This is a genomic window from Gaetbulibacter aestuarii (assembly GCF_039537665.1).
GTDB lineage: Bacteria > Bacteroidota > Bacteroidia > Flavobacteriales > Flavobacteriaceae > Gaetbulibacter_A > Gaetbulibacter_A aestuarii.
In genome coordinates this window covers 711,585-725,261 of sequence record NZ_BAABAY010000001.1, presented here as the reverse complement: position 1 = coordinate 725,261, position 13,677 = coordinate 711,585, and the positions used below count along the sequence as shown (strand labels likewise).

Below are 13,677 nucleotides of genomic sequence, written 5' to 3'. Positions count from 1 at the left end.
AAAAAAAGAATTTAATTGTTTTTGGAACAAGACCTGAAGCCATCAAAATGGCACCTTTAGTTAAGGCCTTTTTAAAACAAGATGGGGTTTTTGAAACAAGGGTTTGTATAACGGCACAACATCGTGAAATGTTAGACCAGGTTTTGGAGTTTTTTGATATTACTCCTGATTACGATTTGGATTTGATGAAACCTAATCAAAATCTTTATAGTTTAACGGCAGATATCATTACGGAATTAAAGCCTGTTTTAGAAGATTTTAAACCGGACTTCGTTTATGTTCATGGAGACACTACAACGACTATGGCAGCAAGTATAGCAGCCTTTTATTGTGGAGCTAAAATTTGTCATGTTGAAGCGGGGTTGCGTACTTTTAATATGCGATCACCTTTTCCGGAAGAAATGAATAGGTCCGTTACCGGTGTGGTAACTAACCATCATTTTGCACCTACCATGAGATCAAAAGAAAACCTAATAAAAGAAAATAATAACGAAAAAAATATCCTGGTTACAGGGAATACAGTTATTGATGCCTTACTTTTTAGTGTAAACAAAATTGGTAACAATTATAGTGATGCCGAAATAAGTGAATTAATGAAAATTCTAGACCCCAACCAAAAAATAATATTGGTTACAGGACACAGGAGAGAAAATCACGGTCAGGGATTTATAAATATCTGTGAAGCCCTAAAAAGCATTGCTTTGCAACATCCCGAATGCCAAATTATTTACCCGGTACACTTAAATCCAAACGTTCAAAAGCCCGTTTATAAATTATTAGCTGATTTAGAAAATGTCAAATTAATAAAACCTTTATCTTATCCGGCCTTTGTTTGGCTTATGGAAAAGGCGTACTTAATTATTACAGATAGTGGCGGTGTTCAGGAGGAAGCGCCTAGTTTAGGTAAGCCGGTTTTAGTAATGCGTGATACTACAGAGCGCCCGGAAGCTGTAGAGGCTGGAACTGTTTTGCTCGTTGGCACGGATGTTTATAAAATTATTAATGAAACAAATAAACTATTAAGTGATGTTTCATCATACGAATCCATGAGTAAATTGCATAATCCTTATGGAGATGGTAAAGCCAGCGATCGTATTGTAGAATATATTAAACAACTTTAAGAGCTATCATTAGCTCATTCAAAAATGGAAAATATGAATAAACCTGATGTGGTTATGATTGGTTTGGGATATATTGGCTTACCTACTGCTACCCTGATTGCCCAAAACAAGGCGTATGTTTATGGTGTAGATATTAACCCGGATATTGTTAATACTATTAATAGCGGAAAGATTCACATTGTTGAACCGGAATTGGATACCGCTGTAGCGAAAGCTGTAAAGGAGGGTTATTTAAAAGCGGGATTAAAGCCGGTCGAGGCAAATACTTACTTGATCGTTGTACCAACGCCTTTTAAGGCAAAGAATGAGCCTGATATCTCATTTGTTGAGGCAGCAACTAAAGCAATAATTCCTCTCTTAAAGGAAGGGGATCTTTATATTATAGAATCTACCTCTCCTATAGGAACAACTGAAAAAATGGAGAAATTAATTTATGACGAACGTCCGGAGCTTTCAGGTAAATTGAATATTGCCTATTGTCCTGAACGTGTTTTGCCTGGAAACGTCATGTATGAGTTGGTTCATAACGATCGGGTTATTGGTGGGATTAATGAAAAATCCACGGAAAAGGCGGCTTCCTTTTACAAACAATTCATAAAAGGCAATTTGCATAAAACCAATGCGCGAACCGCTGAAATGTGTAAGTTGGTTGAGAACTCTTCCAGAGATGTACAAATTGCTTTTGCTAATGAATTGTCATTAATCTGTGATAAAGCAGATATAAATGTTTGGGAACTCATTAATCTTGCCAATAAACACCCTCGGGTAAATATTTTACAACCCGGATGCGGTGTTGGCGGGCATTGCATTGCAGTAGATCCTTATTTTATTGTTTCAGATTATCCCATGGAGTCAAAAATCATCGGGACTGCCCGAGAAATTAATAATTATAAATCCTTTTGGTGTGCTGAAAAAATTCAAAGTACCAAATTACAGTTCGAATTAGAACATGGGCGTAAGCCAAAAATAGCATTGATGGGCTTAGCCTTTAAACCAAATATTGATGATTTAAGGGAATCACCTGCAAAATATATTGCTCAAAAAGTATTACAAAATGCTAACAATGAAGAATACTTTGTGGTTGAACCAAATATTCGGGATCACCATGTTTTTAAAATCACAGATTATAAGGAAGCCATGGATAAAGCTGATATTATAGCTTTTCTAATAGCACACGATGAGTTTAAAAACCTGCAAATTTCAAAAAATAAAGTTATTTTAGATTTTTGTGGTCTGCAATTATAACGAGGTTTCATGTACGTAAAAACAGCAATAAAAGCAGTATTAGAAGCTGGTAAAGAAATTTTAAAAATTTACGAAAAAGATTTTACCATTGAATGTAAAGACGACAAATCTCCCTTAACTGAAGCCGATCTAGCCTCAAATAAAATTATTCTTAGCTATCTTAAAAAAACCAACATTCCAATAATTAGTGAAGAAAACAAGCTGATTGATTATTCGGAGCGGAAAAGTTGGAAATCATGTTGGATTGTAGACCCTATTGATGGAACGAAAGAATTTATCAAAAAGAATGGAGAGTTTACGGTTAATATTGCTTTAGTTGAAAATGGAGAGACACGGTTAGGTGTCATTTTTGTACCGGCAAAAAATGAATTGTATTACACAAACGAACATAAAACAGCAGCATTTAAAACAGCTATTACAGCAGAAAAGGATATTGAAAAAGATTTGTTTTGTGACACAGACCGAATTGAACCTGCTCCAACAAATTCACAAAAAATAAATGTCGTGGGAAGCCGTTCTCATATGAATCAGGATACACTTGATTTTGTGGAGGAATTAAAACAAAAAGGAAACGACGTTGATATTGTTTCTCAAGGCAGCTCCTTAAAATTCTGTTTGGTAGCAGAGGGCAAGGCAGACGTATATCCGCGCTTTGCTCCAACCATGGAGTGGGATACTGCTGCAGGGCAAGCTATATGTGAAGCAGTTGGTTTAAAAGTAATCGATCAGAACACTCAAAAACCTATGGTTTACAATCGAGAAAACCTGTTGAACAATTACTTTTTAGTTACTAAATAATGCCTAAAAACTCCTATAAACGCCATATTGCGAAAGCCATTACATGGAGAATAATTGGTACGGCCGATACTATTTTACTATCCTGGTTGATCTCCGGAGATTCTTTTGTTGGTATGCAAATAGGTGCTTTTGAGCTTATCACGAAAATGGCCTTATACTATGGTCATGAGCGTATTTGGTTCAAAATGAATATCACGGAAAGTAAGAAAAGACACCTCATAAAAACCATAACATGGCGAATTATAGGAACCATGGATACCATGCTTTTAGGTTGGATTATTTCCGGCAACCCTTTAACCGGATTTAGTATTGGTATGGCAGAGGTAATTACTAAAATGGTCTTATATTACACCCATGAAAGGATTTGGTATAAAATTGATTTCGGTCTGGAAAAAAGAAGACGATTAAAACGATGGAAAAACATATCACAAAGCACGACTATAGGGTCACAAGAGTAGAACGTCAACAACTAAATAACCACAATTCATTTTTAGTTTTTTTTACAGGGCTTTCAGGATCCGGGAAATCCACACTTGCAAATGCATTGGAGGAGAAGCTTCATGAAGAGAAAGTACACACCTATGTTTTAGATGGGGATAATGTAAGACGAGGCATCAATAAAAACTTAGGATTTTCACCAGAGGACCGTTCAGAAAATAACCGCCGAATTGGAGAAATTGCAAAGCTGTTTATCGATGCAGGACTCGTTGTATTGGCAGCTTTCGTGGCTCCTTATAAAAAAGACAGAAAATTCATTAGAAAAACCGTCAATTCTGATAACTTTGTCGAGGTTTTCGTGAACACCAGTTTAGAAGAATGTGAGCGTCGCGATGTAAAAGGTTTGTACAAAAAGGCCAGAGCCGGAGAGATTAAGAACATGACAGGAATCTCTGCCCCATACGAACCACCGGAAAACCCAGATGTCGAGGTGTCTCACCTAAACACAATTGAAGAAGCAGTAGAACTAATTTATGATGCCATTAAGGCCAAATTAGAATTAAAATAAATGAGCAAGTACTATTTAAATTATTTAGATGAATTAGAATCAGAAGCTATTTATGTCCTTCGGGAGGTTTGGGCACAGTTTCAAAATCCAGTTGTTCTTTTTTCAGGAGGAAAAGATTCTATTGTGGTTACCCATTTAGCAAAAAAGGCATTTTATCCATCTAAAATCCCTTTCTCCTTGATGCATGTTGATACCGGCCATAATTTTCGGGAAACCATTGAATTCAGGGACAATATTATAAAAGATTTAGGTGTAGAATTGATCGTTGGTTCTGTTCAGGAATCGATCGATGAAGGGCGGGTTGCTGAAGAACGTGGTAAAAATGCGACACGAAACGCCCTTCAGATCACAACACTTTTAGATGCTATCGAAAGTAATAAGGTAGATTGTGCGATTGGTGGTGGCCGGCGTGATGAAGAAAAAGCTCGGGCTAAAGAACGTTTCTTTTCGCATCGTGATGATTTCGGTCAGTGGGACCCCAAAAATCAACGTCCTGAATTATGGAATTTGTTCAATGGAAAGTATTTTGAAGGTGAGCATTTCAGAGTATTCCCGATCAGTAACTGGACCGAAATGGATGTATGGAACTACATTCTTAGAGAAAACATAGAAATACCATCCCTATACTTTGCTCATGAACGTGAAGTGGTTTGGCGCCAGGATTCCTGGATACCCAATTCCGAGTTTTTAGTTTTGGACGATAGTGAAGAAATTGTTACCAAAAAAGTTCGGTTTAGAACCCTTGGCGATATTACAATTACAGGAGGGATTGAATCTGATGCGGATACACTTGAAAAAATTGTTCAGGAAGTAGCCGGCATGCGGCAAACCGAACGTGGAAACCGCAGTGATGACAAACGTTCTGAATCGGCCATGGAGGACCGCAAACGGCAAGGGTATTTTTAATGAATTAAATTTGAAAAATTATGTCAGCCTGAGCCTGTCGAAGGCGGATTCTCGAATTTTGAAATTACATATGAATACCTACTACGTATATATTTTAGAATGTTCAGACCATTCGTTTTACGTTGGAATCACTTCAAATTTAACAAGAAGAATTAATGAACATAACAACGGAGTAGCTTTAAATTCTTATACATATAAAAGAAGACCGGTAGAATTAAAATGGTTTGTAGAATTCACGAATGTTGAATTAGCTATAGAAAAAGAAAAACAGCTCAAGGGCTGGAGTAGAAGAAAAAAGCAGGCTTTAATTTCAGAAGATTGGGATAAGTTAGTTCAGTTTTCAAGAAATTATACGGAATTTGGTAAAAACTAGTAAATGCTTCGACAAGCTCAGCATGACAGTTTACTAAAATTAAGATTTGAATAAAAATTAATATGATAGATAATAATCAATTACTTCGATTTACTACAGCTGGAAGCGTCGATGACGGAAAAAGCACCTTAATAGGCCGTCTCTTATACGACTCTAAATCTATATTTGAAGATCAATTGGAGGCCATCGAAACAACGAGTAAAAAGAAAGGTCATGAAGGTGTAGACCTGGCCTTATTCACCGATGGTTTGAGAGATGAGCGCGAACAGGGCATTACTATCGATGTAGCGTATCGTTATTTCACAACACCAAAGCGTAAATTTATTATTGCCGATACACCTGGTCATATTCAATATACCCGAAATATGGTAACCGGAGCCTCAACAGCTAATGCCGCACTTATTTTGGTGGATGCCCGCCACGGTGTGATTGAACAGACCAGAAGACACGCTTTCATAGCCTCACTACTTCAAATACCACATATCATAGTATGTGTAAATAAAATGGATCTGGTTGATTTTGATGAAGGAGCTTACAATAAGGTTCTTAATCAATTTGAAGAGTTTTCCTCTAAATTATTAGTAAGAGACGTGCGTTTTATACCCATGAGCGCCTTATTAGGGGACAATGTGGTAAACCGTTCCAAAAATATGGACTGGTATCAAGGAGCCCCATTATTACACACCTTGGAGACGATGCACATTAGTAGTGATATTAACAAAGTAGATGCGCGTTTTCCGGTACAAACGGTCTTAAGACCTCAACGGGATGAGTTCATCGATTACAGAGGCTATGCAGGGCGTATTTCAAGCGGTGTTTTTAGAAAAGGCGATGAAATTACGGTGATGCCATCTGGATTTACCTCAAAGATTAAAAGCATTGACTTTTTCGATCAAAGTTTAGAAGAAGCCTATGCACCGATGTCTGTTTCCATTACCCTGGAAGATGATATTGATATCAGTCGGGGTGATATGATCGTTCGAACGAAAAATATTCCAGAGGCCTCTCAGGATATCGAAGTCATGCTATGTTGGTTGAATACTGCGCCATCACGCCCTAGAACTAAGTATAGTATTCTCCATACAACCAATGAACAGAAGGCCATGGTTAAGGAGATCATCTATAAAATAGATATAAACTCCTTAAATAGAATGCAGGTGAATGAAGAACTAAAAATGAATGAAATTGCTAAGGTAAAAATAAGAACTACGAAACCTTTGATGATCGATTCTTATCGAGAAAATAGAAGTACAGGGAGTATTATTTTGGTTGATGACGCTACGAATGAGACTGTGGCTGCGGGAATGGTGGTTTAATTTTATAACCAAACCCTTATGGGAAAAAAGAGTATTATTAATAAGGTATAGTTTTATGAAAAAAACAGCATTGATTACTGGAGTTACCGGACAAGACGGTGCTTATTTAAGTGAGTTTCTTTTGAAAAAAGGATATGAGGTTCATGGTATAAAAAGACGTTCTTCTTTGTTTAATACTGATCGAATTGATCATTTATACCAGGACCCGCATGAAGAAAATCAAAATTTCTTTCTGCATTATGGTGACCTAACCGACAGCACCAATTTGACCCGGATTATTCAAGAGGTACAGCCTGATGAAATTTATAACCTGGCTGCTATGAGTCATGTACATGTGTCTTTTGAAATGCCTGAATATACAGCTAATGCCGACGGTATTGGAACCTTGAGATTGTTAGAAGCCATTCGTCTTTTAGGAATGGAGAAAAAAACGAGGATCTACCAGGCCTCCACCTCTGAATTATATGGTAAAGTTCAGGAGGTGCCTCAAACCGAAACAACACCGTTTTACCCACGCAGCCCTTATGCCGTTGCTAAAATGTATGCTTATTGGATCACAGTTAACTACAGGGAAGCTTATGATATCTATGCTTGTAATGGAATTTTATTCAATCACGAATCACCAATACGTGGAGAAACCTTTGTGACCCGCAAAATAACAAGGGCAACTTCAAAAATTGCTTTAGGACTTCAAGATAAAATATTCCTTGGCAATTTAGATGCGCAACGTGATTGGGGCCATGCCAAAGATTATATCCGAATGATGTGGATGATCTTACAGGCTGATGAACCTGAGGACTGGGTCATTGCTACAGGAAAAACAACTACGGTAAGAGATTTTGTAAAAATGTGTTTCGTACATGTTGGCATTGAATTAGAATTCAAGGGAACCGGGGTTGACGAAAAAGGAATTATCAAATCTTGTTCTAATCCTAAATATCAATTGGAGATTGGCAAAGAAGTCATTGCTGTAGACCCGAAATATTTTAGACCTACTGAAGTAGATTTACTGATTGGAGATGCCTCCAAAGCTAAAGAAAAACTAGGTTGGGTTCCAAAATATGATCTACCAGCTTTAGTTGAAGATATGATGACCAGTGATATCAAGTTGATGGAACAACAACAATACCTTAAAGACGGTGGTTATCGAATTAAAAATTATTTTGAATAATTTCGACATCACAGCGAAATAAGCATGTCGGAAGCAAACTCAAAAAAATGATGCAAAAAGACTCCAAAATCTACGTAGCTGGACACCGAGGATTGGTGGGCAGTGCCATCTTAAAGAACCTTCAGGGAAACGGCTATCAAAACATTATTACCCGAACACACAAAGAACTTGATCTAACGGATCAGCAAGCTGTAGGCGCCTTTTTTAAGAATGAAAAACCTGAATACGTATTTTTAGCCGCAGCAAAAGTGGGTGGTATCGTTGCCAATAATGTGTATCGTGCTGATTTTATCTATGAGAATATGATGATTCAGAATAACGTGATTCATCAGAGTTATTTGAATGGTGTAAAAAAGCTCTTGTTTTTAGGTAGTACTTGTATCTATCCAAAGAACGCTCCTCAACCCATGAAGGAGGAGTATTTACTAACGGATGTTCTAGAATACACCAATGAGCCATATGCTATTGCTAAAATTGCCGGAATTAAAATGTGTGAGAGTTATAATTTGCAGTATGGCACGAACTTTTTATCGGTGATGCCTACTAATTTGTACGGTCCAAATGATAATTTTGATCTTGAAAAATCCCACGTATTGCCGGCCTTAATTCGAAAAATCCATTTAGCTAAATTGCTGGCTGAGTCAAAATTCGATGAGGTCATTAAAGATTTAGGGATGAATTCTATTCAAGAAGCCCGAGACTATTTATCAAAATTTGGTGTTTCGGAGAATAGTGTGGAGATCTGGGGCTCAGGAAAACCGAAACGAGAATTCTTATGGAGTGAAGATATGGCAGACGCTTGTGTGTTTATCATGGAAAGTAGGGACTTTAAGGATACTTATACTCAGGGCCAAAAAGAAATTCGTAATACACATATTAATATAGGAACAGGAGAAGATATTTCTATAAAAGAATTAGCAGTAATGATCAAAGGTATTTTGGGGTTTAATGGGAGTTTGGTATTTAACCCTGATAAACCGGACGGAACTATGAGAAAACTCACGGATGTATCTAAACTAACTAATTTAGGCTGGAAACATAGAATAGATTTACAAACAGGAATTGGATTAATTTATGCTTGGTTAATAAATCATAATAATCATTAAAACAATGATGAATAACAATTAATTATTTAAAAAAAATAACCTAGCCTTAGTATTAATTTATCTATTTATCGAAAATGCTTTTAATATTAATAGAAGTCATATGGGCTTAAACCCATTTAATTCGGAAAAGATAAAAGCTCAAACATTTACTTAATTTTTAAATGAAAGGTTTTATAAATGAACTGGAGAACATCAAATTTTATTAAACAATTAAAATTTTCTTTTGGATTCAAATTATTGTCAATATTAATTTCATTTTTACTTGTTAGATATTTGTTAAAATATCTGGATATCAGAGATTATGGTCTTTGGTCAGTGATTTTATCTTTTTTGAATTGGGTAGTTTTTTTTGATTTAGGTATTGCCAATGGCGTCAAAAATAAAATTGCGGAGAGTCTAAGTTCCAAAAAGACAAACGAAGCCAAAAAATTTATTTCAACTGGCTATATTTCTTTATTTTTCTTTTCAAGTTTTGTTTATCTATTTGTTTTAATTTTTTCAAGACTTATAAATTGGCAAATTGTTTTTAATTCTCATTATCATTCTAATGATTACTTTCAATCATTAATACTGATAATTTTGTTTTTTACTCTGTTTAATTTCATATTATCATTGATTAATAATGTTTTTAATGCTATTCAAAGAGCCTCCCTAGTGACATTAAATCAATTTGTAACCCAGATTTTATCTTTATTAACGGTGTCCCTCTTATTAATTTATACAAAACCAGATTTACGCATATTAGCTTTTGGATATGGATTATCGATTCTTTTAAGTAATTTAATTTTATCAATTTGGTTTTACAACAAAAACAAAAATTTATCACCTAGCTTTAAGGACTATGATAAAAAAAAGGTGAAATCAATAATTCACTTAGGACTACGGTTTTTTTTACTACAACTTACAATGATGATTATCTTGACTACGGACAGGTTTATTTTAATACAATTAGCTGGAGCAGAAGATGTAACAAGGTATGATATAATTTCTAGATATTTTAAAACAGTTGTTATTTTTCATACAATTATTAATGCCCCTCTATGGTCAATGTATACAGATGCTTATAGTAAAAGAGACTTTAATTGGCTTGAAAAGACAATGAAAAACTTAATCAAATTGTTTGGAGTTTACGTTTTAGGAGTAATTGTTATGATTGTGTTTGGAAAAAAAATAATTAATTTTTGGTTGAATAATGACAATCTTGGGTTATCCATTTCCAATTACATTTATATGGGGGTACTGGTTTTATTCAATATAGCACACTCAATTTTAGCTTATTTTACGAACGGAATTGGTAAAACAAAAATTCAAATGATGACTTCCATAATTGGAGCTGTATTAAATATACCACTATCAATATTTTTTGTTAATTACCTAAACCTAGGAATTAATGGCGTAATATTGGCAACTGTAATTTGTTTGTCTTTTTTCTGTTTTATTGGCCCTTTCCAAGTTTATAAAGAGATTAAGTTAATCAAATTAGGAAGTTCCAGCTAACAAGTAAATTATGAATAAATCGTTAATAATTCTTATCCCAGTTTATAACGAACTTTACTACACTAAGAAGTGTTTAATTAATTTAAATTCAACTATATCACAATACTATTTGAATATGACTGATTGTTTTCAGATCAAAATTGTTCTTATTGATGATGGGTCTACGGACGGTACATTTGAATGGGTTAGTTCTAATTATCCTGATATAAAAATTCTAAAAGGTGATGGGTCTTTGTTTTGGAGTGGGGCGATAAATAAAGGAATTGAGTATTGTTTGAAAATTCCAAACGTTTCGCATGTTTTGTTTTGGAATAAAGACCTCTCAACTAAAAAAGATTATTTGGAATTTTTGCATAAAAGGATTATTGATGAAAATCAAGATATCATTCTTGCTTCAAAATTACTTCGAAAAAATGACCCTCAAATTCTATTTTCTTATGGAGGATTATATAATCCGAATCGGGATGAAAAAACTAATATTGGAAGCGGAGAAAAAGATTCTGGAATTTATAATGAAAAGAAGAAAATAGATTGGTGTGGAGGAATGGGAGTAACAATTCCAATTAGGGTTTTCAAAGAGGTAGGTTATTGTGATTCTAAAAATTTTCCACAGTACGACGGTGATGTGGATTTTTTTCTTAGAGCAAAGGATAAAGGATATAAACTGTATGCTTTTCCCGACTTAATTGCATGGAATTATCATGAAAACACAGGAAGAAAGGAAAAATTTAATTTTAGGAATTACTGGTGGTATTTAACAAATATAAGATCTTTTAAAAACTTTATAATTAGTTATAAGTTTTTAAAAAAACATTCAAAGGGACTGTTGTTGCCTTATTTGTTTTTTGTTAAACGATATTTAGAGTTTACTATAAAGTACTTTACTAAAATCGTAATTCATGTATTTCGATGAGTAAAAGTCCTGTCCTATTGAATTTAAATATGATATTGATTGCTTTTAGTGTAGCAATTTATACTTTAGGGTTTACTTATTTTTCTTTAATTATTGCTTTTTATGCAATAATTATTTCTTTAAACTCAAGGTTTTCGAAAGATATTTTTCTTTTTCTTTTTTTATGCTTAATTCCAGGTGCACTAATAGGTTTATGGGTTGTTTTATTTGGCAAATATGATTCTATTTATGATTTAGGAATATTATATCGAATTCGTTTTTTTTGTATCAGGATCTTTTTTGCTTTTGCTGTTTTTATCTATTTAAGTAGACTAGATTATACTCAGGTTTTAAAATTTGTATATTATATAGCTTTTCTTCTTGCAATTTTGGGCCTATTTCAGGTTATATCAAACCCCTTTGACAGAATTACTATGCTCTCCTCTGAACCCAGTGCTGCTGGAATGTACTACGTGTTTTTAGCCCCATTATTGCTCATATACTATGACTTTAACAAGAGAGCCAGACCAATAATTTTATTGTATTTAATTATTGGAATTTTTATAAGATCTAAAGCTCAAATATTAGTAATCCCATTTTATTTATTCTATTTTGTTTTTAAGTCAAATAATAAGAAGTTAAAGCGTACTGTTTTATTTTTAATAATTATAACTTTACTTTTAACTCCTATGATATTGAAAATTAAGGAATTGCAAGATATTTCAAGTTTTCTCGATGTGTTATTTAATCAAGGCATTAAGGGTTTAACTGAAAAAAATAAAATCTGGAGTACTTTCACTTTAAGATTTAGCTCCATTTTAACCGCTATCCAAATGTTTATTGAAAATCCTTTTGGAAGTGGATTTGGTACCTTTCATCCAGAGTACATTACTAAAATGACATCTTCCGAAAACATTCAAAGTTTTATGACAGGCATTGAGATATCCAAGACTTTAAATAATGAGCTTTATGCTACACCAAAATCAATTTTCTTTGAATATTTGGTGAGTTCTGGTCTATTTTTTTTACTGCCTCTTTTTTACGTGTTATTCAAATTTCACAAGACTGAAAAATCAAATCTTATTAAATCATCTTTATATGGCTTGGTATTGGTTTCAATGATGGTTGAGTTAGCTCCTTTTATGGTATTTATAATTGTTCTTTTGGTACTCCATAAAAAAGGTAAAAAATTTAATAATAAAATAACTAGTTTAATTTAATGAATAACGTAATAATTTATTGTAGTAGTAAAGATGAGTTGAATGTAGCCACTTTGATGTATGTTGAAATATTAAATGAAGCATTGAATTTTGGTCAAAAATTACAGGTTGTTAATAGTATTTCAAAGGTTAAAAACAACAATATTGTTTTGACTATAAGATGGATTGATTTTCTTCGTGTAAAGTTAAATAAACCTTCGGCAAAATGTCTTAATTGGTTTCAAGGGGTTGTTCCCGAGGAGTCTTTTATGAAGAACGGCAGTAAACTAAAATATTTAGTATTATCTTTTTGTGAGTTTATTGTGATAAAAATGTCAATCTATAATTTTTTTGTTTCCCAAGAAATGTATCTTCATTACAAGAAAAAATATAACTATAGAAAAAACAATTTTTATATTATGCCTTGTTTTAATATGAAATTAAATGAAAATATTCATTTGAAGGATAATAAAAAAAGTTTGGTATATGCTGGTTCTATGACTAAATGGCAAAAAGTTGAATCGGTTTTAAAAGTTTATATGGAATTAAAAAGTATTGATCCTGATTTTGAGCTTACTATTCTTACAAGGCAATTAGAGAGATCTAAAGTATTATTGAAAAAAAACAAACTTTTAGATGAGGTTTTATGCAAGCAAGTAAAAATGGAAGATATGCCAAATGAACTTATTAAATATAAATACGGGTTCTTACTTCGTGATAATATCACTGTTAATAAAGTAGCTTGTCCTACAAAAATGAATTCCTATTTAGCTTGTGGAGTGATTCCAATTTATTCTGAAAATATTGGAGACTTCAAGGAGGTTTTTGGGAACATGAAATATACTATCAGAGTAGATGATTCATCTGATTGCATTGAAATAGCCAAAGAGATACTGCAATTTGATAAGAGAAATTTATTTTACGAAGATTTGTATTTGGAGTATAAGAATCTTTTTGAGAAATTTTACAATAAAACTAAATATGTATTTGAAATAAGGGAAAAAATTAAGTTTTTGATAATTTGAAAATTACTACCAAAAATTGATA

The 13,677-nt window shown here is 33.5% G+C and carries 14 protein-coding genes; all 14 read left to right on the top strand.

Annotated features, from left to right (window positions below; all coding sequences use genetic code 11):
* Window positions 1–47: 47 nt before the first annotated feature.
* The 14 genes from wecB (at window position 48) to ABD682_RS03130 (ending at window position 13,655) form a co-directional block, all read left to right on the top strand.
* A complete protein-coding gene (wecB, locus tag ABD682_RS03195; protein WP_395360222.1) occupies window positions 48–1,121 on the top strand; it encodes a non-hydrolyzing UDP-N-acetylglucosamine 2-epimerase in 1,074 nt (357 codons plus the stop codon).
* 33 nt (window positions 1,122–1,154) lie between these two features.
* The gene (gene wecC / locus ABD682_RS03190; RefSeq protein WP_344738924.1) at window positions 1,155–2,366 is read left to right on the top strand and encodes a UDP-N-acetyl-D-mannosamine dehydrogenase; all 1,212 of its coding nucleotides are present in this window, start codon (window positions 1,155–1,157) and stop codon (window positions 2,364–2,366) included.
* A 9-nt stretch (window positions 2,367–2,375) separates the two neighbouring features.
* Window positions 2,376–3,164, top strand: a complete 789-nt coding sequence (cysQ, locus tag ABD682_RS03185; protein ID WP_344738922.1) for a 3'(2'),5'-bisphosphate nucleotidase CysQ — start codon at window positions 2,376–2,378, stop codon at window positions 3,162–3,164.
* On the top strand, window positions 3,164–3,622 hold the full coding sequence (locus ABD682_RS03180; protein ID WP_344738920.1) for a DUF2061 domain-containing protein: 459 nt from the start codon (window positions 3,164–3,166) through the stop codon (window positions 3,620–3,622). Before cysQ ends, ABD682_RS03180 begins: the two co-directional genes overlap by 1 nt.
* Window positions 3,577–4,170 carry an adenylyl-sulfate kinase gene (gene cysC / locus ABD682_RS03175; protein ID WP_344738918.1) on the top strand — a complete coding sequence of 198 codons (594 nt, stop codon included), beginning with the start codon at window positions 3,577–3,579 and terminating at the stop codon, window positions 4,168–4,170. The genes ABD682_RS03180 and cysC overlap by 46 nt, the downstream gene beginning before the upstream one ends.
* Entirely contained in the window at window positions 4,171–5,076 is a 906-nt protein-coding gene (gene cysD / locus ABD682_RS03170) for a sulfate adenylyltransferase subunit CysD (protein WP_344738915.1), read from the top strand.
* A 70-nt stretch (window positions 5,077–5,146) separates the two neighbouring features.
* Entirely contained in the window at window positions 5,147–5,449 is a 303-nt protein-coding gene (locus tag ABD682_RS03165; protein WP_344738913.1) for a GIY-YIG nuclease family protein, read from the top strand.
* Between the two features lie 62 nt (window positions 5,450–5,511).
* On the top strand, window positions 5,512–6,765 hold the full coding sequence (locus tag ABD682_RS03160) for a sulfate adenylyltransferase subunit 1 (protein WP_344738911.1): 1,254 nt from the start codon (window positions 5,512–5,514) through the stop codon (window positions 6,763–6,765).
* A gap of 55 nt (window positions 6,766–6,820) precedes the next feature.
* The gene (gene gmd, locus ABD682_RS03155; protein WP_344738909.1) at window positions 6,821–7,936 is read left to right on the top strand and encodes a GDP-mannose 4,6-dehydratase; all 1,116 of its coding nucleotides are present in this window, start codon (window positions 6,821–6,823) and stop codon (window positions 7,934–7,936) included.
* 50 nt (window positions 7,937–7,986) lie between these two features.
* Complete coding sequence (locus tag ABD682_RS03150) at window positions 7,987–9,042, top strand: GDP-L-fucose synthase family protein (protein WP_344740793.1); 1,056 nt, start codon at window positions 7,987–7,989, stop codon at window positions 9,040–9,042.
* Between the two features lie 177 nt (window positions 9,043–9,219).
* Window positions 9,220–10,539, top strand: a complete 1,320-nt coding sequence (locus tag ABD682_RS03145; protein WP_344738907.1) for an MATE family efflux transporter — start codon at window positions 9,220–9,222, stop codon at window positions 10,537–10,539.
* A 10-nt stretch (window positions 10,540–10,549) separates the two neighbouring features.
* Window positions 10,550–11,452: a glycosyltransferase family 2 protein gene (locus ABD682_RS03140; RefSeq protein ID WP_344738905.1), complete on the top strand. Its 903-nt coding sequence runs from the start codon at window positions 10,550–10,552 to the stop codon at window positions 11,450–11,452.
* Complete coding sequence (locus tag ABD682_RS03135; RefSeq protein ID WP_344738903.1) at window positions 11,449–12,651, top strand: hypothetical protein; 1,203 nt, start codon at window positions 11,449–11,451, stop codon at window positions 12,649–12,651. Before ABD682_RS03140 ends, ABD682_RS03135 begins: the two co-directional genes overlap by 4 nt.
* Window positions 12,651–13,655: a glycosyltransferase family protein gene (locus tag ABD682_RS03130; RefSeq protein ID WP_344738901.1), complete on the top strand. Its 1,005-nt coding sequence runs from the start codon at window positions 12,651–12,653 to the stop codon at window positions 13,653–13,655. Before ABD682_RS03135 ends, ABD682_RS03130 begins: the two co-directional genes overlap by 1 nt.
* The last annotated feature ends 22 nt before the right edge of the window (window positions 13,656–13,677 follow it).